A 23,123-nucleotide genomic window follows, 5' to 3' on the forward strand; every position below is an offset into this window, starting at 1 on the left:
AGGTGAGAGATGCTTATTTAGCCGGTGCAGTAGCGCAGGCTGAGTCAAGCTTGGGAGGGTTGAGTTCGCGGTTGTACTTGAAGCCGGATTCACCAACATTTTTGGTGAGGGCTTCTTCCCATGCACCGGTTTCAACCATTTTGTTAATGGCTTTGTTGATAGCCTCGCACTTGTCGGTACCCTTAGGCAGGCCAACGCCGTAGCGTTCCTCAGTGAAAGTATTGCCGACTACCTTGAGCTCACCTTTATTAGCTTTGGTCGACGCAAGACCAGCCAAAATGATGTCGTCAGTAGTCACCGCATCCACCATGCCAGCGTTCAGCGCGACCACACAGTCAGAGTAAGAATTCTGCTGAACCAGCTGAACAGAGGATGCGTACTTATCCTGAACTTTTTTCGCCGAGGTTGAACCGGTCACAGAACACAGGTTCTTGCCATCGAGCGTATCGGGGCCGGTGATGTCAGTGTTGTCCTTCTGTACCAGAAGGTCCTGGCCCGCGGTAAAGTATGGGCCGGCGAAATCAACGGTTTTCAAACGCGATTCAGAAATGGAGTAGGTCGCAAAAATCATGTCGACCTGTCCGTTTTTCAGCATGTTTTCGCGGTTTGCTGAGGGAGATTCAACCCATTCGATATGGTCTTCATCGTAGCCCAGCTCGTTGGCAACGTAGCGGGCCACATCGGTATCAAAACCGGTGTAGTCGCGCCCGTCCTGGTAACCCAGACCTGGCTGATCGTACTTGATGCCGATGCGGATGGTATCGCCATCTGCCGACGTTGAAGAACCACAACCGGTCAGCGCAAGGGTCGCAACTGCAGCCACGGATGTTGCCTTTGCGATTTTGCTTGTGATGTTGTTGAACATGTGTGTCTCTTTCACATCTAAAACCGGTGCGCCGGTTAGTGGTTGAGGATTTTGCCCAAGAAGTCGCGTGCGCGTTCTGACTTGGGGTTTGAGAAGAATTCGTCGGGGCTGGACTGCTCGATGATTTCGCCATCTGCCAAGAAAACGATGCGGTCGGCTGCGCGGCGGGCAAAGCCCATTTCGTGGGTTACTACAATCATGGTCATGCCTTCGCGAGCCAGTGAAACCATGGTTTCGAGAACCTCATTGACCATTTCGGGATCGAGCGCTGAGGTGGGCTCGTCAAAGAGCATGACCTTGGGCTTCATGGCTAGCGCGCGCGCGATAGCAACGCGCTGCTGCTGACCGCCGGAAAGCTGAGCGGGCATCTTATTTGCCTGTGAATCAACGCCGACCTTCTTGAGAAGTTGCATGGCTTCAGCCTCAGCTTCTGACTTGGACAGGCCGCGGACCTTGCGAGGGCCGAGCGTTACGTTATCCAAGATGGTCTTGTGCGCAAAGAGGTTGAAAGACTGGAAAACCATGCCCACATCTGCACGAAGTTTAGCTAGTTCTTTGCCCTCGGCGGGAAGAACCTTGCCATCGATGAGGATTTCACCGTTATCGATGGTCTCAAGACGATTGATGGTGCGGCACAGGGTGGATTTACCCGAGCCTGAAGGGCCGAGCAAAATAATGACTTCACCTTTACCAACCTCTAGGTTGATGTTCTTGAGTACGTGTAAAGCACCGTAGTGCTTATTGACGCCGCGTACCTGAACCAGAGCTTCTTGGCTCATCGGGGCCCTCCTGGGTCTTGTAGAGTAATTTGCTCATGTAGCATGAAGTATTTAGGCATGCTTCACGAGCTTGAGTGTGGCATGTTTGAATCAACAGTAAACAGTCAAAGTAACCGATATGTTACGGACTGCATCTTTTGGAGTGATTCACTTCGCTCATATGGTGTGATGTGCACAATATCCTATGAAGGTAAGGTAGGGCAAATGGCGTATATTTTGGTGGTTCTCGTTTTTGTCATGCTGGCCATGCTTGTAATTGCAGGATGCTTGTTAGGCGGTCAGCGACTCTTTCCCGGACGACAGACAATGGAGCACTTTGCCTCTGACGGAATCGATCTTCATGAAGCTGTTGAACCAGCCCTGATCTTGCCTGAGAATCTATCTGCCGAAGACCTCAAGCGCCTTCGATTTGCGACCTCTCTAGGTGGCTATAACAAGAGCGAAGTTGACCAGTTCATTGCTCAGCTTATCGAGCATAACGAAACGCGGGTAACTCACCACCACCCTGCGTCCACCACCGAGGTCAAATAATTGTCGGCAGACAATAGGTCTCCTGTGTACCCCTCTGATCAACTGGAACCCCAAACCGGAGCCAGAAAACTTCGTGTACCGCAGGCAACTCAGCGGTTGGTTGAACTGTTTCTGCGTGCCAAACTCCGCTTTATGGGTTTGCCTGCCTTCGCGCAGGTACTTCTTGTGTTTGCTGCATCAAGGGTTTGGGGATGGTTCGTTTTCTCAACGGTAGCGCGCCAACAACTGACAAGCCCCTGGGGTAGTGGTCCTCTGAGCTATGCCCAGTTTTTGAGCATCTGGGATGCTGGCTGGTACGAGAAAATAGCTGTTAGCGGCTACCCCCAGCACCTTCCGCACAGCGCCAGCGGGGTAGTAGAACAGAACCAGTGGGCTTTCATGCCTGCATATCCCATGGTCTCCGGTGGGCTAGCCAAAATATTTGATGTTAGTTATATGAGTGCCGCCATTGGGGTAGCTCTTATCTCCGGGTTCATTGCAGCGTGGGTCATCTACCTGCTCTTTAAAGAGTCTCTTGCTAAAACCAACTGGCAGGAGCCAGAATCTGTATCGGCTGCTTCAGCTCAAAGTAGCCGCCACACCTTAGCTCTGTGGGCAGTTGCTGTCTTTGGTTTCGCACCCGTGAGCGCAGTCCTGCAAATTCCCTACGCGGAATCGTTTAACCTCATTTTTCTTGCTGCTAGTCTTTTATTTTTACTGCGCAGCCACTATATTCTTGCCCTGCCGTTTGCACTCATCGCCTGCCTCTCGCGTCCTATCGGTGTGCCGCTAGGTGCAACCTTTGGGCTGTGGTGGGCATGGACAGTCTTCACAGAATCAGGCGGTACAGCGCTGAGCTACAGAAAGCTAGCTACATCTTTCAAGAAACACCTGGTACAGCTGGTGTGCGCGTTGGCGGTGTGTGCCTTCGCTCTTCTCTGGCCTTTAATAGCGTGGATGCGCACCGGAGAACCCGATGCCTATACAGCAACAGAAACAGCGTGGCGCGGTAGCCACCTGTACCTCTTTGCACCGTGGATCGAACAGAGTAAACACTATCTCGGCGTTTTTGGCCCGCTTTTACTGGCAGCATTGGTAGTTGCCTTTTTCGGAGTGCTATTGTCGCCGCTCACCTCACGGACGCTTGCCCCAGCCCTGAGACTATGGTGTGCAAGTTTTGCGGTCTACTTACTGCTGTTCTGGTTCCCGCAGAGCTCAACCTTCCGCATGATGCTACCGCTTTTTGTTCTTGTATTGCCGCTGGTTGCACTTTCAACATCGCGAGCCTACAGAGCACTGCTGATTATCAGTGGTGCTGTGCTTCAGGCTGGGTGGGTTGGCTGGCTTTGGCACTGGAAGCAACTGCCCGGTGGCGGAGACTACCCGCCGTAAAAAATATCTCGATCTCCCAAAGCTACAGATTGGGGTAAGAGAGCTTTACCCACCGGAGGCAAGTCAGCCATTGGCTGTAGAAAATCTAACGTTTATAGACCAGAAACAGCCCCAAGCCAGCATGCACCAGCGAGACAAAAATATCGTCGATTTCGCGTAGCGAGTTCAACACCGAACGATGCGAGTTAGTCACTTCATCGCGCGCAGTAGGCGAAGCCACCGCCCCGTTGTTGAGCGCATCATGCACTATGAGCAGACCCCCTGTTTTGAGCAGGGCCAAACATTCATACACATAGTGTTCAAAGTGTTCTGCATCTGCGTCGATAAACGCAAGATCGTAGGAATTTTCAGACAGACGGGGGAGCACGTGGGCGGCATCCCCGGTGATAGCACGAACCCGGTGAGTCTTATCAAAGCCCGCCGCCTTAATAGCTTCTTTAGCCGTTTGCTCACGGGTGGAGTCGATATCAATGGTGGTCAGCGCTGACCCCTCGGGCAAGCCTTCTAACAGGGCAAGCGTCGATACACCGCTACCTGTACCCACCTCAACGGTATTCTGAGCAGCAGAAACCGCCGCGAGAACAGTCAGCAAAGAAGCAACAGGGGCGGAGACACCCGAGACACCGCTGCGCTCGCCCTCGGCACGGGTTTGCTGCATCAACTCGCTTTGTCGAGGGTACTCCTCAATGAACGCTGCGCTGAGTTGAGCTAGCTGAGCCATAGATAATCTCCCTGAAAAGCTGTGGATTCCCTACTAATCATATAGACCCGTACCACTTATATGTGCGTTTTGTGCGCCAATGCTGGTAATCTCTCAATGTGTTCGGAATTAGCGGTATGGAATTTATTATCATTGTCGTCATCGCACTAGTGGTGATCGGCCCAGAACGCATGCCCGAATACGCCCAACAGCTCAAAGAACTTGTGAAGTCTGTTCGTCGTATGGCGTTTGACGCCAAAGACGATTTCAAAGAGGCAATGGGCCCTGGTGTATTGGATGACATCAACTGGCGTCAGTATGACCCTCGCCAGTATGACCCCCGCACCATTGTTCGAGAGGCGCTGGCTGAGGACGACGCTGAGCGTGAGAGAGAGCGGCAGGCAGCTGAGCAGCGCACGCGAGTGATTGCGCCGGTTCAGGGTACCTCTCAGACTGACCGTTTGAGTGCAGGTAAACTCGCTCCGTTCGATATCGAAGCCACCTAAAATTTTATGTACAAAGAGCCGCCCGGAACATAAGTTCCGGGCGGCTCTTTATCTGTTGCTCATTGGCTAGAAGTTCAGCGGAAGTGCCTTACCTGCGAGATCTCGCTTTTGTTCAAGGACGCGGTCGGCTACTGCCTGCATAGCTGATCCGGCAGGGGAGTCGGGGGCGCTCCACACCACTGGAACACCGGCGTCCCCACCGCTGCGCAGGCTAACATCTAACGGAACCGAACCCAAAAGCGGCACCTCGTAGCCCAACGCATCACGAAGACGCTGTGAGAGTACCTCTCCACCGCCGGAACCGAAGACCTCCATGGTGCTACCGTCGGGCATTACCATTGCGCTCATGTTTTCGATAATGCCGGCGACTTTCTGTTCTGTCTGAAGGCTAAGAGTACCTGCGCGTTCGGCAACATCAACGGCAGCCACCTGCGGGGTTGAAACTAATAACAGCTGAGCGCCGGGCAGAAGCTGAGCCATTGAAATCGCGATATCACCGGTACCCGGCGGCAAATCCAAAAGCAGAACATCCAGATCACCAAAGTACACATCGGTCAGAAACTGCTCTAGCGCGCGATGCAACATAGGACCACGCCAAGCAATAGGTTGGTTGCCCTCAACGAACATGCCAATGGAGATGACCTTGATGAAACCGGGATCTTGGTGGGGGTGTCCTTTTTCCCAGGCCTGACGCTGAGCCTCTGGCAGCGGCACAACCGGCGGCAAAATCATTTCTTCTAACTTAGTGGGTGGCTGCGTAATGCCCAACAAGCCTGGAATAGAAAAGCCGTGAACATCGGCATCGACCACACCAACTTTGAGCCCGGCAGATGCCATCGCGGCAGCTAAGTTTGCTGTTGCTGAGGACTTGCCAACGCCGCCTTTGCCCGACACCACCGCATAAACCTTGGTCAAAGAATCGGGGCTGGCAAAAGGATTAGCGCGGGAGCTGTGACCCAAAAGTTTTTTGAGCTCGCTTCGCTGCTCGGGGCTCATATAGCCAATACGAACATCCACCTGTTCGATGCCGTCCACTGTCAGGGCAGCCTCGCGTACATCCTGCTCAATAGTGTTTTTGAGCGGGCAACCCTCAATGGTCAGCAGAACCGCCACGGTGGCAACACCTTCGCTGACTGTAGCCGAATCCACCATGCCAACCTCGGTAATGGGCTTACGCAGTTCGGGGTCAATAACGGTATCGAGGGCGCGCATCAGCGCGGTATCAAGCGATTCGTGATCGCTCATGACATCACTTCTTTTCGATAGTTTCGTCGTCTTCATCTAGGTCTTTGACGAGCTTGACCTCGCGGTCTTTACGCTGATAATCCTGCTCATCATCATCCGTAGCTGACTCATGATTTTTCTCATGCTGCTGCATTTCCATGATTTCTTCGAGCATGTCTTTGAGTTCGCTACGCACAAAGTCGCGGGTGGCAACTTCGCGAAGGGCAATGCGCAAGGACGCGATTTCACGGGTCAGATACTCGGTCTCCTCCAGATTTTGCTGATCACGCTTGCGGTCTTCGGTCGCAACAACGCGGTCGCGGTCATCCTGACGGTTCTGTGCCAAAAGTAGCAGCGGCGCAGCGTAGGACGCCTGCAATGACAGCATGAGCGTGAGCAGTGTGAAGTTCAAAGAGCGCGGATCGAACTGCATACTCTCTGGCGCCAGCGTGTTCCACCCAATCCAGATGGCACAGAACAAAGTCATCCACAGCAAAAACTGCGGAGTACCCATGTAGCGCGCAAAACCTTCGGTCATACGCCCGAAAGAATCGGGGTTTGGCTTAGGCAAAAGTGAAGGACGCTTGGCCTGTTGAGGGGTGCTCAGCGAACCGAAACGGTCACGGTTTTTATCACTCATAGCGGCGTCCTACCTTTCGAATGGGGGTTCCGTCATCGTATGTACGCCAGTCCTCTGGCAGAATCGCATCGAGAACGTCGTCAATAGTAATAGCGCCGACCAGGCGGTTAGCGTCGTTCACAACGGGGAGCAGAGTGAGGTCGTAGGTCGCCAAAATACGGGAGATTTCTTCCATCGACGACATATCTGAGACCGGCTCAATGGAGCTATCCAAGAGCGTGCCTACCTGAACGGACGGCGGAACGCGCAACAGTTGCTGCATGTGAACCATGCCCAAATATTTACCGGTGGGTGTCTCTAGCGGAGGACGCGCTACCAGAACCGCCGCAGCCATCGCCGGCGAGATTTCTTCTTGACGAATATGCGCCAGCGCCTCAGCTACGGTAGCCTCGGGTGGCAGGATGATGGGGACGGGGTTCATCAGTGAACCAGCAGTACCTTCCTCATATTCCAGAAGGCGTCGGACGTCGTCTGCCTCTTCGGGCTCCATGAGCTTGAGCAACTCTTCGCGCTGGTTGTCCGTCAGCTCGTTCAGAAGGTCGGCAGCATCGTCGGGTTCCATCTCTTCAAGCACCTGAGCCGCGCGTTCAACGTCAAGGTTCGACAGAATCTCAACCTGATCGTCTTCAGGCAGCTCCTGCATAACGTCTGCCAGGCGCTCGTCTTGAAGTTCTTGCGCAATTTCAATCATGCGCTTGTCATTCATCTCGTGCAGAGCGTCCGCAAGGTCTGCTGCCTGGGTATCTTCGTGATTAGCCACGAAGGATGTTGCCGCCTGCGGCTCATGGTCGGTAGAGACAATTGCCTCGTGCCAGTCAATAATCATGGACTCTTTACGGCGACGCATCAGACCGGTGTGGCCGTTGCCTCGAGAAACAAAGAGCTCAGAAATAATCCAGTCACCGTTGCGACGCTGTTCCATCGCTACGTCCTCGATAATTGCCTCTTCAGAACCGTCCGTCATTTTGACGCGACGATCAAAAAGTTCAGCCACAACCAGCGCCTCAGAACCGCGCTGTTCAAATCGGCGCAGGTTCACCAGGCCTGTCGAAATCACCTGGGTGGAATCAATTGAAGTAATGCGTGTCATTGGCACAAAAATACGTTTTTTGCCCAGCACCTCAATAACGATGCCGACCACAACGGGTTCTTTGCCAATAGAAGGCAAAGAACTAGAGACGGACGCTGCCGAACCAAAATTACGTTTGAGCACGACAACATCGCGTAATCGACCCAGGCGGTCGCCCATCGGGTCAAAAACGTCGAGGCCTAGAAGGCGGGCAATAAAAATCTTATTTGGTGCACTACTCACATCTATAAGACTAGGGGCAAGCAGTCACAAAATACAGTTGAGTTACAGAGTTTGTGGGGCAATACACCCGGTTAAACCTCCGCTGTTTTCACCGGTGGCGATAACGTGAGGTTTCTCCTGTGACAAAGAGCAAAAGTCCTGAAAAATAGAGGGCATGGAACAAGTTCACATCGAAAACGTAGCACTGAATGGAAATAGCATTCCGGACGGCCAGAAAATCGGTACTTTCAAGAACCGTGATGAGATCAATCAGGCTGTAGCTCGCCTGTCTGAAGCTGGCGTGCCGGTGCAAGGTCTCTTTATTGTGGGAAACAATATTCGCCAGGTTGAGTTGATTGCTGGCAAAATGACCTACCCTAAAGCCGCAATCTCAGGGGCTGTCTCAGGTGCTGTTTTCGGTGGTTTCATTTCGGTGATTATGGCACTTGTTACCAATACTTCATTCTTGGCAAATGCTCTGACCGCTATTCCGCTGGGTATAGCATTTTGGATGCTGTCAGGCGTTTTATCGGTCTCCCGCAACAAGAGCCGCGGATCCATTGTTACCCGCCCGCAGATGATTGCTGACTCCTATGACCTCATGGCGGTTGGTCCCATTGCGCACCAGGCACGTCAAGTACTGGGTGTGCCCGGATTCGGTGTGCCTCAGCAGTTCAACTCGCAACACAGCGGCGGTCAAAACTACGGTGCACCCCATCACCCTGCGGGTCAGCCAAGCCAGTCGCACCAGCAGCCCAATGGTCCGGGATATCCTCAGTGGCAGCGTCCTACCAACTCGCCAGCACAGCCTTCACCGCATCACCAGCCTGAACCCTGGAATGCCAGCCCGCAAAATGACCAGCACGCGGCAGAACAGCACGGCTCGTATGTGGCTCCTGAGCAGTCCCAGCCTCGCGAGGAAACTCGCCAGAGCGCCGAATTCGCCCCTCCCACAGCGCAAGAAGGCAGCGCCTCTAAGTTCGGTTTACGCGTGAATAACCCCGCAGAATACGAGGCAATGATTCGTCAGGCACCGACTTCACCCGAAACAAACCCCGCTGTTGAAGCTGTACGCAATGAAAAGCCTTTGCAAAAGTACGGTAAGCGTATAGAAGACCCCGCAGAATACGAGGCAACTATTCGCAAGCCCGAGGAAAATCAAAACTAAGACTTTCCACTCATAGATAAAGGTGGCGTCCTTTCCAGTTCAAGGAAAGGACGCCACCTTTATATAAGGCGAACCTACCGCAGGTTATTTGAGGATGTCAGCCATCCACGCCTCAACATCCTCAACGGTGCGAGGTAGCGCAGCCGAGAGGTTCTCATTGCCGTCTTCAGTAATCAGAACATCGTCCTCAATACGCACGCCGATGCCGCGATATTCTTCAGGAATGCCGAGATCTTCTTCCTTGAAGTACAAACCGGGCTCAATGGTGAAAACCATGCCGGGTTCAATCACACCATCGATGTAGAGCTCTCGCTTAGCCTGTGCACAGTCATGCACATCCAAGCCGAGATGATGCGAGGTACCGTGAGGCATCCAGCGGCGATGCTGACCGCCCTGTTCAGACAAAGAAACCTCAGCAGAGACAGGCAACAGACCCCACTCTTCAAGGCGAGCCGCCAGAACTTCCATAGCGGCCTGGTGAACATCGCGGAACTTATTGCCCGGCACTGCCACCTTGAAGGCCGCATCCGCAGCCTCAAGAACAGCGTTATAAACCTTCGCCTGAACCTCTGAATACTTACCGTTGACAGGTAAAGTTCGGGTGATATCGGCGGTGTAAAGCGAATCATCCTCAACACCGGCATCCACCAGAATCAACTTGCCCTCATCGACAGTGCCGGTGTTATGAATCCAGTGCAGAATCGTTGCGTTATTACCGCAAGCCGCAATGGTGTCATAGCCCAAGTCGTTTCCCTCTGCACGTGCCTGCGCAAAAAATGCGCCTTCAACGATGCGCTCGCCGCGGCGGTGCGCGGTTGCCCGGGGGAATGACTCCACAATCTTTTCAAAACCAGCAATGGTGGATGCGACGGAGCGGCGCAGGTTTGCAAGCTCAACCTCGTCCTTAACCAGACGGATTTCGCTCAGTGCTTCGGTGAGCTCACCGTCGAGATTGTCGGACTGTTCCAAATCTACGCCGGTGTTGTAACGCGAAGTATCAATAAGGGCATCGACGTTGAGATCCACGTTGCGGACCAGGCGGATGCGAAGGCCGCCTAGAGCCTCGTTGCCTGCGTTCTTGGTGACAGCGACTTCGAGTTCAGCTAAATCAGCGGTTTTGATGCCGTATTCAGCTTCGATGCCGGCAAGCGTGGGGCGCGGACCAATCCAGAATTCGCCGTAGCGGGGGTCAGCATAAAACTTTTCGCTTTCGCGTCCTGCCAGCGGTGTAAAGTACAGGGTTGCCTTGTGATGCGAGCCGTTATCGCCTGTTCCCTCGTCAACGGGATCCAGCACGAGTACGGCGTCGGGCTCATGGTCTACACCTAAACCAGTGAGGTGCGCGAATGCTGAGTGCGGGCGAAAACGGTAGTCGGTGTCGTTAGAACGAACCTTGAGCGGGCCGGCAGGAATCACCAGACGCTCACCTGCAAAACGCTGGGAAAGAGCAACGCGACGCTTCGCCGCAAAATCTGCAACCTCTGCGCGTTCGGGCAGGGTTGAATCGGCAGGCGCCCAGTTTGATGCCATGAAATCTTTGAAAGCCTGCGATGTAGGAGGCTGCGAACGGTTATTGACGCGTTCTTCAATATTTTGAGGGATAGTTTCTTCAGTCATGCTCTCCACTGTACGACCTTGGGCGCGACTGTGCTAGCTACGCCCAACGTTCACTGGCTTTATGTGCCTCACCGGATGCGCGCCCACCATAAACTCCTCTGATTGGCTAAAGTGGAGCTATGGCATACGATCTTCACCTGCATTCTGTGCTATCGGATGGCACACAAACCGTGGATGAGCTTGTTCGCGAGGTTGCGGCTACGGGGCTCACAGGCTTTGCATTGACCGACCATGATACCACGGTGGGGTGGGCTCGCGCCCAAGAGCTTGCTGGTGAGCTTGAACTGGATTTCTTGCCGGGGATGGAAGTCTCGTGTGCAACGGCCGGGCTAAGTGTGCATCTGTTGTCGTACTGTCACGACCCGCGCAATGAGGCGCTGTTGGCTGAAATCGCTAAAGCCCGCGATTCTAGGCTCACCCGTGCGCAGAAAATGGTGGAGCTGATTAGCCGTGATTACCCCATCACGTGGGAATCTGTTCAACAATGGGTGGGGGAAGGCGCGACCGTGGGGCGTCCGCATATTGCCGATGCCCTGGTCGAAGCCGGTGTTGTTGCTACTCGATCCGATGCCTTTGCTTCTTTACTGACTCCTCATGGTGGCTACTACGTTCCTCATTACGCAGTGCACCCGGTGGACGCGGTGCGCTTAGTACGCGATGCCGGGGGAGTTCCGGTGATGGCCCACCCCAGGGCCCGATCTCGTGGAAAAGTTGCGTCTGTAGAGCTCATTGAAGAAATGATTGATGCGGGTCTTGCCGGACTGGAAATCTATCATCGCGATAATTCTCCGGAAGATCGAAACGTGTTGCTGGAGATCGCGCGGCAGCATGATTTGTTGGTGACTGGTTCTTCTGATTACCACGGAACCGGTAAACCCAATGTCTTGGGTGAGAACACGACGAATGCGCAGGCAATTCAGAGAATACGCGAGCTCTCATCGTTCTCTCAGTAGATCTGTCATAGAGACGTACAAGGAGGTAGACCTTTGTCTGCCTCCTTTTTGTCCACTACTTTGTGGTTCTTGCTCAGGTTCTACGCTAGTTAAGCCTACAAAGCGTTCATTTGCGATGCAGATAACTTTACTTGTCAGTAGGTTCATCTACTCTATGAGGTAGGGAATCTTATTTGGGGATGCTAAACATGCCTTCGGGGAAATGTTGTGCATTGTTTATAAGTTACGCACTTTATGTTTGCTGTCGGGGAATTCCGCTGTGAAGTCTTGCCTGTAAATAGCAAAAAGTCTAGTCAAGCCAGAAAATAGGAAGTTCTGGCCGTGCCTGGAAAGCAAAACCTCTCTGAGAGGTGATTGTCGTTCAAGGTTGATTTTGACCGGTAAAGAATACGGAACTATAAATTATGCGGCTCTCAGTAATTTCTTATGCATAAATGTTAAGAACGTTTAAAGAATAGAAATGACATACACTAAAAAACTCGTGGGAGTTGCCTCATCTTTGGCTGCTCTCACCATGCTCTCAACCGTTCTACCCGCGTCCTACGCAGTAGATACTGAAGAAACAACAAACACTTTCGACGGTTCATCATCAGAGAAAGCAGCTGCGTCCTGCTTTGATATTAAGCAGCAGAACCCTGACTCGCAGTCCGGTTCTTACTGGCTCTATACGCCGCAGATGGACGCACCTGCCCAGTTCTACTGTGATCAGGAAACCGACGGCGGTGGCTGGGTCATGATTGGCCGCGGTCGCGAAGGCTGGTCTGAAGATTACGATGGTAAAGGCAACGTAGCTGACCTCGCGTCGAACCCCGACGGTACCGATGCTTTCAAGCCGGTACAGCTTCCTTCAAAAACCGTTGATGCTTTGGCTAACGGTCAAAAGCCCTCTGAGTACCAGGACGGTGTACGTTTTCGTCGTTCCTACACCGCAGACGGCACGCAGTGGCAGGAAGGTCGCGCAACTCGCGGTCGCGTTGAAAACTGGACCTGGGCACTTCGCGGTTACGCAGAGTGGAACAAGGTCAGCTTCAACACTCCTGGTCAGAGCACCTATACCTTTAGCCAGGACTACAACCGCATCTTTTCAGAGCCTCTAGAGCGTCAGAACACCATGCGTTTTAACGCCACTAAAGACACCGGTTGGAACATTGGCTTCCAGTACGGTTCGCGCTTTGTAGGCGGTAGCCAGGATGCAAACTCATACCTGTACTCAAAGACCGGCTCAGCGCCGTTGCCCTTTACCCAGGTATACATTCGTCCGCACCTGACTCAGGCAGATCTTCACTTTGACGCTGTGGGCGCTGAGGGCACTGCTGAGAAGACTCAGCCTAACTTGCCCAGCAACTACTCCGATGCGTGGAAGTGGCGTACTTCTGAGGAAACCGCAAGCGGCAACGTCAACGAGATGAACACCTATGTTCAGGCGATTACCGAGGTTGACGGTATCGTCTTCACCGGTGGTGACTTCAAGTACCTTGAAAACAACGCAGGTGCTCGCGTCGACCAGTCTTACTTGGCTGGTTTTGATGTGAACTCCGCTGAACTCGTAGAAGGTTTCAAGCCCACTTTCAACGGTCAGATTAAGGCTCTTGAAGCTTTGCCCGGCGGACGCTTGGCTGTAGGTGGCGAGTTCACCGAAGTTAACGGCACTCCGGCAGCGGGCTTTGTCATTCTGGACGCTCACACTGGCCAGATTGATAACACCTGGAACATTCGTTTTGAGAACAACCTCAAGACCGGTATCACCTCCGTTCGTACCCTGCAGGTGTCAGGCGACTACCTCTACGCAGGTGGCTCCTTCACCCACGTGAAGGGTAATACTTCAGAGGCGACTACCTACGCACGTAGCGCAACCCGATTCAACCTTAAGACCGGCGGTGTTGACTGGAACTGGCGTCCTAACTTCAACGGTACTGTCAACGGTATTAGCGCCGCTGAAGATGGCGGTAAGGTCTACGCTGCGGGTTACTTCACTACTAACCACGGCGCATCCTCGCACAAGCTGGCTGAGCTTGATCCGACCACCGGTAAGCTCGCTCGTGACTGGAAGTGGGATCTTTCCTACATTCCGCCGTCATGGGGCATGAGCAATGCTGGCTTCCAGTTCGACGTGCAGGATGCCGGTAACACCGTGTGGACCGGTGGCGCCGAGCACCTGATTGCGCAGTACTCCAAGCAGGATCTTTCACGCGTTCGTTCGCACATCACCAAGGCTGGTGGCGACTTCCAAGACCTTCATAAGTCGGGCAACGTGATCTACGGTGCGTGCCACTGTGGCGACTTCATCTACGAAGACGCTAAGACTCACAACAACCCCTGGCGTGAAAACACCAATATTCATAAGGTTCGCCTCGTCACTGCAGTGGACGCAACCACCGGCGATATCATCCCTGACTTCAACATCAATGTCAGCGGCCGTAGCGGCTTTGGCGTGTGGGAATCATTCGTTGATTCAACCGGTACTCTGTGGATCGGTGGCGATATCAATTCATCGCTGAGCACCCGCGGTGTCCAGAAGACCGTTGGTTTTGCTCGCTTCACCCCGCGTGACGCTGCAGCGCCTGCATCAGCTACTAATCTCCAGGTTAAGCGTCAGGACGACAAAGATGTTCTGAACTGGACTCGCAGCTCGGAGTGGGGCGTTACCTACCAGATTATTCGAGATGGTCGCGTCATTGCTACCACTAAGAACACCACCTATGAGGTTGAGGCATCGGACGCTGGCCAGTACGCGGTACGCGTTGCAGACAGCGCCGGTAACATCTCAGCGTCTACCGCTCCTGTCATCTCGCAACCTGCCCAGGCCCCGGTCCAAAAAGAGCAGGCACCCGCTGCCTAGACTCTAGCGGTTGCATTAACAAAAGCGGTGGTCATTTCTTCCTAGAAGAAACGACCACCGCTTTTCCTGTCTGTGGATGAGGAAAACCGGCGCGAAGCCCGAGCCTACGAAAGTCTATTCAGCACCCATAGCCGGCGCAACTGCCGCTTGTTCAGCTAACCGTTGCTGTTTGGCTCGCTTGCGTTCAGCCCGTTCTTTGCGTCGGGCTTCAAGAACAGCAGTCTCGGCTTCGATGCGTTTTTCAATAGCGCGAGCAGACTTGTGCTTGTCATAGACCGCACTGACGTTCTCACCCATCTCGGTGAGGAGCTTCGCTTTACGCACTCCCACGGTATTCAACCGTTTTTTCATGACCTTGATAGCGGGCGGGTTCTGATCGATACACACAAAACGTCGTCCCAGCTCTGCTGCCGCTGCACCAGTGGTGCCAGAACCGGCAAAGAAATCTAGTACCCAATCGCCCTCACGAGTAGAAGCTGCAATCATACGGCGCAACAGGCCCAGCGGCTTCTGAGTCGGATAACCCGTCTTTTCTTTACCGGTGGGGGAGACAATCGTATGCCACCACACGTCAGTAGGTAGCTTTCCACGAGCAGCTTTTTCAGCCGTGACCAGGCCCGGAGCCATGTACGGCTCACGGTCTACCTCATCGGTATTGAAATAATACTGATCGGGATTCTTCACGTAGACCAAGATATTGTCGTGCTTGGTCGGCCAACGTTTAGTCGACTTAGCACCAAAGTCATAGGCCCACACGATCTCGTTCAAAAAGCACTCGCGTCCAAAAATCATGTCGCACATGACCTTTGCGTAGTGCACTTCTCGCCAATCAAGGTGAAGATACAGGGTTCCATCTTCTGCCAACAGACGATGAGCCTCACGAATACGCGGCTCCAAAAAAGCCCAGTAATCCTCAAAAGTATCTGAATAACTCGACAGCTGAGCGAGCACCGAAGAATACGATTTTCCCGCGAAACCAACCCGGTCGCCCTCACCCTCTTCTACAGGTTTAGTGGTGAGGGTGCGACGGGTCTGAACCTTACCGGTATTAAACGGCGGGTCAATATAAATCATGGTGAAGGACGCGTCTGGAAGCTCGGCGAGGTACGCCAAGTTGTCAGCTTGAACCACCATGCAGTGGCCATCAACATCGAAACGAGTCAACAACGAATCCTATTCGGTCTCGGAGGCAGGCTTACGGCGGCGACGGCGTCGGCGGGCACCGTTTTCAGTTTTCTCTACAGACTTGGTACGTTCAGGCTTGCCCTCCCCACCGCGAGTGCGACGACGCGAAGAAGCTGATGACGAAGACTTCTGCTCAGCACTCTCGCGGTGCTCAGATGTCTGGGTGTTGTCACCGTTTTCGCCTGAACGGGTGCGACGACGGTTGCGAGAGGGACGCTCGCTTGAACGTGAGCTCTTATCGCGTGAACCGCGACCGCCTGTACGACCACCCGAGCGTGAATCACGGTTGGAATCGCGTCCGCCGCGTCCTTCGATGTCTTTACGCTGTGATCCAATGCCTTCGAGGGTCTGCTCTTCCTGAGGCAACTTACCCTTGGTGCCCTTGGGAATATCCAGGTCAGTGAACAGATGAGGAGATGAAGAATAGGTCTCAACCGGCTCAGGAACATTGAGCTCAAGTGCCTGGTTGATGAACTTCCAGCGCGGTACGTCTTCCCAATCAACGAAGGTTACTGCGGTACCCTTGTTCGCAGCGCGACCGGTACGGCCGATGCGGTGCGTGTAGGTTTTTTCGTCCTCAGGCATCTGGTAGTTGATGACGTGGGTGACGTCGTCAACGTCGATACCGCGGGCAGCCACATCCGTAGCTACCAAAATATCAATCTTAGAATCGCGGAAAGCCTTCAGCGCCTTTTCACGCGCACTCTGATTCAAATCGCCGTGCAGAGCAGCAGCCGCGAAACCGCGATTAATGAGCTCTTCAGACAGCTTTGCCGCACTGCGCTTAGTTTTGGTGAAGATGATGGTGCGCCCGCGTCCTTCTGCACGCAAAATACGCCCCACCATTTCATCTTTATCCAAAGGATGCGCGCGGTAGATGACCTGACGGATAGAAGCCTTGGTCTTTGAATCGTCGCCGGGTGCTTCTGCACGAATGTGCATGGGCTTATTCATATAACGGCGCGACATGGTGAGTACCGGGCTGGGCATAGTTGCCGAGAACAGCATCGTTTGGCGTACCTCAGGCAAAGCCGCCAACAGCTTTTCAACATCGGGCAAGAAGCCCAAGTCAAGCATTTCGTCGGCTTCATCAAGAACCACAATCTTCACCTGAGACAGGTTCAAATGGTGCTGACGGTGCAAATCAATCAAACGGCCGGGCGTGCCCACAATAATTTCAACGCCCTTTTCAAGAGCTTTGACCTGCGGATCGTAGGGAGTACCGCCGTAGAGAGTCTCAATACGAGCGTTACGCTGCTTAGCAGCTGCCTTCAGATCAGCACCCACCTGAACACACAGCTCACGGGTAGGCACCACAATCAAAGCCTGAGGAGCACCCGGAGACTTTAGCTTTGCCCAGCCTTCATCATCGCGTCCTACAACACGCTGGATAGCGGGAAGACCGAAACCCAGAGTCTTACCGGTACCGGTCTTAGCCTGACCAATAATGTCATGACCATCCAGTGCAACAGGCAAAGTCAGCGCCTGAATAGGAAAAGGGGTAGTAATGCCCTTTTCAGCGAGGGCAGCGGCGATATCTTCGCGCACCCCGTAATCAACAAAAGTCTTATTTTCTTCCGACACGTCGAAATTCCTTAGAAATGATAAATAGCGCTCTACAGCGCACAATACATACGAGGAAGCCGATCGCGGAAAATGCGTGATGGGCTCGTTATGAGCGAACACATCAAAATGTCTTTGGTGTAAATAATCTTAGAAACGACCGGGCAACCACATCAAGAGACTTCACTAGTCTATACGTTTCACCGAACAAAGAGCCAAAACCCCGATAAAAATCACGCTGAAAAGTACACAAAAAACCGGTGGTGAGCGTAAAACTATTGACGCTCACCACCGGTTTAAAACCGAATATGTGAAATTCTATTCAGCGAAGCCGAAGCCAATACGACGCTTGTTCTCAGCGCCGAGCTCAACGTAACCAATCTGAGCCGCAGGAATCAGAGTCACTGAACCCTTGCTGTCGGTCAGTTCAAGGACGCCGCCTTCTGAAAGTGCCTGAGCTACCTGAGCCTTGATGGTCTCTGAAGACTCTTGGCTTTCAATAACAATTTCACGCTGAACGTGCTGAACGCCAATTTTGATATCCATCGGAAGTGTACCTTTCTGATGTATTGGATGTCGAGAGACAACGTACACTGTGAATCAGTCTACAGTTATCGGTTCGGCGGTGTATCGCCGCATCTCTAACAGAGAACAGAAAAACTTTTACATCCAGTCTTCGTCAATAATTGAGACGCCACCCCAGGCAAGCTTGAACACGAGTTTGCCAACCTGATCAAGTTCGGCGGGGCTCATGCCGCTTTGCAACGCGTGCTGGGTAGCACTCAGCGCCATGCCCGAGAGAGTGCGGGAGAGCAGAATCGCCTGTTCCTGTGCAAGACCGGCATTCGGTCCGAGAATATCTGCAATATGCTGCGCAATGGAGCGGTACAGTTCTTCGACGCGGTCTTGAACCATGAGATCTCCGTGCACATCTGACTCAAAAATCAGACGGTAGCCCTGAGGGTTTGAACGAGTGAAGTCGAAGAAAGCCATGAGCATGCCCTCAACACGGTCACGATTCACTTCGGTTTCATACAGCGGAGATGTCACAGCAGAAACAAAATCTGAAATCTGCTCATCCAAAACCGCCAGATAAAGATCCTGTTTGCCGGTGAAGTGCTGGTACAGCACGGGCTTTGAAACCTGAGCTTCTTCTGCCACATGTTCCATAGTGGTCACATGGTAGCCCTGCGACGAGAACACACGAAGAGCGCTAGCAAGCAACTGCTTGCGGCGAAGTGCCTTAGGTAGACGAACGGTGCCGCTACCTTCCTTAGAAGAAACGCGGCGCGGTTTACGAGTTTTTGCTTCAGCCATTTTTAATATCCTGGTCTAGATGTAAATACATGCAAGATCAGCAGGAATTCGTTACACAGCGGGGGTTTGTTTAACGTCCTACCAACGAAGTCGCTAAGAAGCGTTACGCTTCTGCTCAGAGACTTGGGGCTGCTGAACATCAATGCCGTAGAGAGCATCGAGTGCAGCAATATAATCTGCTGTGCGACCTTCTTGAGCTAGCTCACGCGCGCGTACTGTTGGGGTGTGAAGCAAAGACTTCACCATGCGACGCATTGCAAACTCCACCTGTTCTGCGGCGGCGCCGCAACCAAACTGACCGCGAACTTTTTGCAGTTCGGTTTCAAGAACAGACATTGTGTGTGCTCGGAGAGCAACGATAGCAGCATCCACGTTTCTCGCCTTTTCTTTTTGCGCAAAGTCTGCGCTGGCGGCGTTAACGATGGTGCGTGCCGTTTCTACTGATTCCGCTGTTTCCTCGGGGGCAGCCAATCGGACAGACTCCAAGGTGATGAGGTCTATCTCTGGCATGTCAGCCACAGCGGGATCAAAATCTCGGGTGAGGGCAAGGTCTAGAATGACGCGCTTGCCCGCAGGAATTTCGTTGGGGTGCAGGGGAGTGGAACCTCCCGAGCAACCAATGATGACATCAGCTTTTTCCATGGCCGGATGTAGCTGATCAAGAGGAACAGGGGAGCCGCCGCGTTTTTCGGTGAACGTTTCTGCGCGGTTTGAACGGGAATACACATAAATTTCGGTGCACCCTCGATCGCGTAGAGCTGCCATCGTGGCGCCCGCGTATGCACCGGTGCCGAAGACCAACGCGGTGCGGTGTGCCCAATCGCTGTCAGAAACTTCGTCAGCCAAATCAAGAGCCACGGAGACAACCGAGCGTCCACGTGAACCCAGGGCAGTTTGCTGACCCACCTGACGAGCGGTGTGCGCGCCCCTGTCGAAAAGTCGTACCAGATTACCCGTAGCGTAGCCATCGTCTTGAGCGGTTGAAATAGCGCGTCGTACCTGACCGGTAATTTCGCGCTCACCGACAACAGCCGATTCCAGGCCGGATGCCACCGTAAAGAGGTGGTGCGCGGCTCTGTCATCGATAAATGTTTCAAAGCTGGTAGCTACAACCGACAAAGAAAGCGATGACGTGCGAGCAATATAATCAAATATCTTTTCGCTGATAGTTGCTACCTGAGTAGCAATAAATTGCTCGGTTGAAGAAGGTGGGGTGGTTACCTCAACGTAAAGTTCAAGACGGTTGCATGTTGATAAGACCACAGATCCATCAATATTTTCTTCACGCAAATATTCAGGTAGACCAATAACACCGTTGCTCAACTGGGCAACGGTTTCTAAGTCAACTGACTGGTGCGATGCTACAAGGGTAAATATTGTCATGAAAATTTAGGTTCTTATTTCGAGAACTCATCAACAGTATCAAATATTTTGGGTTCTGCCCTATTAGATAGCTAATACAGGGAATGCTGTACCCATAAGAGGGAGCGAGGTGGGGTGCAGATTGCTAAAAATAGTGAAGGAATAAGGGGATTCTTACGTGCTCTGCGGGTAGCTATCGTATGTAGATGCTAGGGATCGATTTATCGGGAGTGTAAAGTCCTTCGCAAACACAGCGGCGGCAAACAGTCCTTCTCTCCCGGTTCGCTTCGCTCCCAGGACGATTCATGCCAGACCCAGCCAGTTTGCCGCCCGTTGTTTTTGCCGCCGGATTGTCACCGAGAGAAGTCTTTAAGGCCGTTTGCAAAAAGAGCAACGGGCGAGTGCACTGCTTGTCCCTGAGGTGATTCGCCCTTTGTAAGCATAAGACATTGATGATGAAAGTGCCGTTAATTTGTGAGGTAAGAGCGTCTGAAGCATTACCTAAGTTTTTGTCAGGACGCATGTATGAAGGGTCCGAAAACCTGCGGGGCAGGGGACAAAACGCCATGCCGGTACTTTCGGTGACACTGTGTCTGCAAACTTCAGCTCATTAATTGGCACAATGGTGAATATGCCTAATTCTTTAAACCAGCGTCCGCTACTGACGGATGCACATCTCTCACTGCTTTCACCGCAGCATCCACTGCGCGCGGCGAACACCGCGGATTCCGCAATGTTGCAAGCTCTGACGGGGCGCGCCTCCGCACACACACCCGTGTGGTTTATGCGTCAGGCAGGACGCTCGCTACCTGAGTACCGTAAGGTACGCGAAGGTATTCCGATGCTGGACTCCTGCCTGAACCCTGAATTGGCTGCTGAAATTACGGTACAGCCCGTGCGCCGTCACCAGGTGGATGCCGGAATTTTCTTCTCGGACATTGTGGTACCGATGAAGCTTGCCGGCGTCAACGTTGATATCGTGCCCGGTCGTGGCCCCGTGCTTGATGTGGCAATCGATAGCATGAGCGATATCGATAAGTTACCTGAACTTGAAGACTCTGCTCTTGATGTTATCCGCGAAGCTGTGTCTAACACCGTCGAGCAGCTTGGGTCTACCCCGCTTATTGGCTTTGCAGGCGCTCCCTTTACCGTCGCGGCCTACATGGTAGAAGGTGGCCCCTCACGCGATCACCTCAAACCGCGCACCATGATGCACGCGAACCCTGAGGCGTGGGCAAAACTAGCCGCGTGGGCTGCTCGTACCTCAGGCCAGTTCCTGCGTGCTCAGATTGAAGCTGGCGCATCAGCAGTTCAGCTCTTTGATTCCTGGGCAGGTTCTTTAGGTGAGGCCGACTACCGCCGATTTGTGCAGGAGCACTCAGCAACCGCGCTGTCGATGGTCGAAGAATTCGGTGTTCCCCGCATCCACTTTGGAACAGGCACCGCGGAACTTCTACCCGCAATGCATGAGGCTGGCGCCGACGTCATGGGCGTTGACTACCGACTGAGCCTCTCCGAAGCTAACCGTCGACTGGGCGGCGGCATCCCTCTTCAGGGCAACATCGACCCCGCGCTGCTTGCCTCGGGAAGTGAAGCCCTGTTCGCGCACGTCGACCAGGTGCTTGAGTCAGCTCAGGCAGCTCCGACTCACATCGCTAATCTCGGTCACGGCGTACCGCCGAGCACCGACCCTCAGGTTCTCACCGATCTCGTTTCATACATCCATACGAACACAAAGAAGTAAGAATCATGGCAGTTTCACCCGCTTCATCATCAACCGAACAAAGTGTGCTCGTCGTAGGTGGCGGCATCGCCGGTTTGCTCTCTGCTCGCATGCTGGCACGCAAGGGCTTTAAAGTCACCGTTGTTGAGGGGCGAGCGCACTTAGGTGGTGCGGTGGGCTCCCACCAGCTTGCGGGTATGGTGCTGGATGCCGGTGCTGAATCTTTTGCAACGCGCTCTACGGTTGTCTCTGATTTGCTACAGGAGCTGGGGCTCAAAGATAAAATTGTGTTGCCGAATAGCTTGGGTTCCTGGCTGTATCTTCCCACGGGAGCTAAGCCTTCGCCCAGCACCGGTTTGATGGGTATTCCCGGCAGCTTTGATGATCCCGCCTTGAAAGCTACCCTGAGCGCCAGCGGTATTGCTCGCGCTCGCATGGATAAGTTTTTGCCAGCATCCGTGGGAGCGAAGGCTAAAACGCTGGGTGAGCTGGTACGGGCACGTATGGGTCAACAGGTGCTGGATAATCTGGTAGCGCCTGTAGTTTCAGGTGTTCACTCGGTGCACCCCGATAAGCTCGATGTTGATGTTGTGACTCCTGGCCTCAAGGACGCAATGCTGCGCCTGGGTTCTTTGGCTGCAGCGGCGGGCTCCATTCGTAAAGCGGCTCCCGCGGGGTCTGCCGTTGCGGGTATCGAGGGTGGCATGAACCAGCTGTCTGAGGCTTTGGTGCAAGATTTGCAGCGCATGCACGTGCGCATCATGACGGGGTTCAACGTTATTGCTGTAGACCGTGATCCCGTGACAGGGGAGTGGACCTTAATCCAGCGCCGCTCGGATGTGGGGGCGCGTCCTATCGCTATCTCAGCACCCAATCTCGTCATGGCAACAGACGGTCCCACCGCTGTGCGTATTTTGGGCTCGCACCTTCCCGCACACGCGGTGCCCTCCATCAAGGCCGGGCCCGAAATTGCTTTGGTCTCACTGGTCGTTGATAAGCCTGAACTTGATCGCGCACCGCGCGGCACCGGCCTGCTCATTTCAGATCAGGTGACGAACGTTCGCGCAAAAGCCCTAACCCACGCATCGGCAAAATGGCAGTGGGTTGCCGACAAACTGGGCGAAGGACGCCACGTTGTCCGCCTGTCGTACGGCCGCTCCAGCGACGCCAACTCGCCGCTGAGCGAGGTAGCCTTGCACGATGATCAGCTCATTACGCTGGCACTGCATGATGCCTCAAAGTTGCTGGGCACTAATATCTCTCCCAAACAACTGGTGGACGCCGACGTTGTGCGTTGGCAGGGCGCGATGCCCGCGCCTAAAGCCGGTCATAAAGAAAAGATCGTTGCCTTTAGACAGTCACTGGACCAGCTAGAGGGAGTCTGCGCCGTTGGAGCATGGCTTTCGGGCACCGGACTTGTAGCGGTTACCAAAGACACTCACGCTGTCATCGAAGCATACGCCGATGAACTGTTGAACCACCACTAAAG

General features: G+C 53.5%; 20 protein-coding genes. 8 read left to right on the forward strand and 12 right to left on the reverse strand.

The window, feature by feature from the left end:
* Window positions 1-13: 13 nt before the first annotated feature.
* On the reverse strand, window positions 14-865 hold the full coding sequence (locus IDM49_RS04010) for a glutamate ABC transporter substrate-binding protein (protein ID WP_168613816.1): 852 nt from the start codon (window positions 863-865) through the stop codon (window positions 14-16).
* A gap of 35 nt (window positions 866-900) precedes the next feature.
* Window positions 901-1,629, reverse strand: coding sequence for an amino acid ABC transporter ATP-binding protein (locus tag IDM49_RS04015; protein ID WP_190725414.1), 729 nt, complete (start codon window positions 1,627-1,629; stop codon window positions 901-903).
* A gap of 219 nt (window positions 1,630-1,848) precedes the next feature.
* On the opposite strand from IDM49_RS04015, the gene IDM49_RS04020 reads away from it, so the two are divergent.
* Complete coding sequence (locus IDM49_RS04020; protein ID WP_190725106.1) at window positions 1,849-2,175, forward strand: DivIVA domain-containing protein; 327 nt, start codon at window positions 1,849-1,851, stop codon at window positions 2,173-2,175.
* A 24-nt stretch (window positions 2,176-2,199) separates the two neighbouring features.
* The gene (locus IDM49_RS04025; RefSeq protein WP_228008179.1) at window positions 2,200-3,546 is read left to right on the forward strand and encodes a hypothetical protein; all 1,347 of its coding nucleotides are present in this window, start codon (window positions 2,200-2,202) and stop codon (window positions 3,544-3,546) included.
* 85 nt (window positions 3,547-3,631) lie between these two features.
* On the opposite strand, the gene IDM49_RS04030 is transcribed toward IDM49_RS04025, so the two are convergent.
* Window positions 3,632-4,267: an O-methyltransferase gene (locus IDM49_RS04030; protein WP_190725107.1), complete on the reverse strand. Its 636-nt coding sequence runs from the start codon at window positions 4,265-4,267 to the stop codon at window positions 3,632-3,634.
* 98 nt (window positions 4,268-4,365) lie between these two features.
* On the opposite strand from IDM49_RS04030, the gene IDM49_RS04035 reads away from it, so the two are divergent.
* Window positions 4,366-4,752, forward strand: coding sequence for a twin-arginine translocase TatA/TatE family subunit (locus IDM49_RS04035; protein WP_168613812.1), 387 nt, complete (start codon window positions 4,366-4,368; stop codon window positions 4,750-4,752).
* Window positions 4,753-4,818: 66 nt separating this feature from the next.
* Here IDM49_RS04035 and IDM49_RS04040 read toward each other — a convergent pair whose 3' ends face one another.
* From IDM49_RS04040 to IDM49_RS04050, 3 genes are read right to left on the reverse strand one after another with little or no spacing between them, the layout of a single operon-like run.
* Window positions 4,819-5,997, reverse strand: a complete 1,179-nt coding sequence (locus IDM49_RS04040) for a P-loop NTPase (RefSeq protein WP_190725108.1) — start codon at window positions 5,995-5,997, stop codon at window positions 4,819-4,821.
* 4 nt (window positions 5,998-6,001) lie between these two features.
* Window positions 6,002-6,616 (reverse strand): DUF1003 domain-containing protein, encoded by a 615-nt coding sequence (locus IDM49_RS04045; protein ID WP_190725109.1) that lies wholly within the window; start codon window positions 6,614-6,616, stop codon window positions 6,002-6,004.
* Entirely contained in the window at window positions 6,609-7,928 is a 1,320-nt protein-coding gene (locus tag IDM49_RS04050; protein WP_168613809.1) for a magnesium transporter MgtE N-terminal domain-containing protein, read from the reverse strand. Before IDM49_RS04050 ends, IDM49_RS04045 begins: the two co-directional genes overlap by 8 nt.
* 154 nt (window positions 7,929-8,082) lie before the next feature.
* On the opposite strand from IDM49_RS04050, the gene IDM49_RS04055 reads away from it, so the two are divergent.
* Complete coding sequence (locus tag IDM49_RS04055; protein ID WP_190725110.1) at window positions 8,083-9,075, forward strand: general stress protein; 993 nt, start codon at window positions 8,083-8,085, stop codon at window positions 9,073-9,075.
* Window positions 9,076-9,159: 84 nt separating this feature from the next.
* Here IDM49_RS04055 and IDM49_RS04060 read toward each other — a convergent pair whose 3' ends face one another.
* Window positions 9,160-10,692, reverse strand: coding sequence for an aminopeptidase P family protein (locus tag IDM49_RS04060; RefSeq protein WP_190725111.1), 1,533 nt, complete (start codon window positions 10,690-10,692; stop codon window positions 9,160-9,162).
* Window positions 10,693-10,811: 119 nt separating this feature from the next.
* Between IDM49_RS04060 and IDM49_RS04065 the strand changes: the two genes are divergently transcribed.
* Both IDM49_RS04065 and IDM49_RS04070 read left to right on the forward strand, forming a co-directional pair.
* On the forward strand, window positions 10,812-11,645 hold the full coding sequence (locus IDM49_RS04065; RefSeq protein WP_190725112.1) for a PHP domain-containing protein: 834 nt from the start codon (window positions 10,812-10,814) through the stop codon (window positions 11,643-11,645).
* 460 nt (window positions 11,646-12,105) lie between these two features.
* Window positions 12,106-14,484: a fibrinogen-like YCDxxxxGGGW domain-containing protein gene (locus tag IDM49_RS04070; protein WP_190725113.1), complete on the forward strand. Its 2,379-nt coding sequence runs from the start codon at window positions 12,106-12,108 to the stop codon at window positions 14,482-14,484.
* A 114-nt stretch (window positions 14,485-14,598) separates the two neighbouring features.
* Here the strand turns inward: IDM49_RS04070 and IDM49_RS04075 are convergent, their stop codons facing one another.
* From IDM49_RS04075 to IDM49_RS04095, 5 genes are all read right to left on the reverse strand, one after another.
* Window positions 14,599-15,648: a DNA-methyltransferase gene (locus IDM49_RS04075; protein WP_228008180.1), complete on the reverse strand. Its 1,050-nt coding sequence runs from the start codon at window positions 15,646-15,648 to the stop codon at window positions 14,599-14,601.
* A 9-nt stretch (window positions 15,649-15,657) separates the two neighbouring features.
* Complete coding sequence (locus IDM49_RS04080; protein ID WP_228008181.1) at window positions 15,658-17,253, reverse strand: DEAD/DEAH box helicase; 1,596 nt, start codon at window positions 17,251-17,253, stop codon at window positions 15,658-15,660.
* Window positions 17,254-17,550: 297 nt separating this feature from the next.
* Window positions 17,551-17,778, reverse strand: a complete 228-nt coding sequence (locus tag IDM49_RS04085; RefSeq protein ID WP_190725114.1) for a DUF3107 domain-containing protein — start codon at window positions 17,776-17,778, stop codon at window positions 17,551-17,553.
* A gap of 117 nt (window positions 17,779-17,895) precedes the next feature.
* On the reverse strand, window positions 17,896-18,549 hold the full coding sequence (locus IDM49_RS04090; protein WP_190725115.1) for a TetR/AcrR family transcriptional regulator: 654 nt from the start codon (window positions 18,547-18,549) through the stop codon (window positions 17,896-17,898).
* 93 nt (window positions 18,550-18,642) lie between these two features.
* On the reverse strand, window positions 18,643-19,932 hold the full coding sequence (locus tag IDM49_RS04095) for a glutamyl-tRNA reductase (protein ID WP_168613803.1): 1,290 nt from the start codon (window positions 19,930-19,932) through the stop codon (window positions 18,643-18,645).
* Between the two features lie 610 nt (window positions 19,933-20,542).
* Here IDM49_RS04095 and hemE point away from each other — a divergent pair.
* Both hemE and hemG read left to right on the forward strand, forming a co-directional pair.
* Complete coding sequence (hemE, locus tag IDM49_RS04100) at window positions 20,543-21,655, forward strand: uroporphyrinogen decarboxylase (protein WP_228008182.1); 1,113 nt, start codon at window positions 20,543-20,545, stop codon at window positions 21,653-21,655.
* Between the two features lie 5 nt (window positions 21,656-21,660).
* On the forward strand, window positions 21,661-23,121 hold the full coding sequence (gene hemG / locus IDM49_RS04105; RefSeq protein WP_190725116.1) for a protoporphyrinogen oxidase: 1,461 nt from the start codon (window positions 21,661-21,663) through the stop codon (window positions 23,119-23,121).
* Window positions 23,122-23,123 lie beyond the last annotated feature (2 nt).

Origin of the sequence: Rothia terrae (genome assembly GCF_014705925.2) — a bacterium.
Lineage (GTDB): Bacteria > Actinomycetota > Actinomycetes > Actinomycetales > Micrococcaceae > Rothia > Rothia terrae.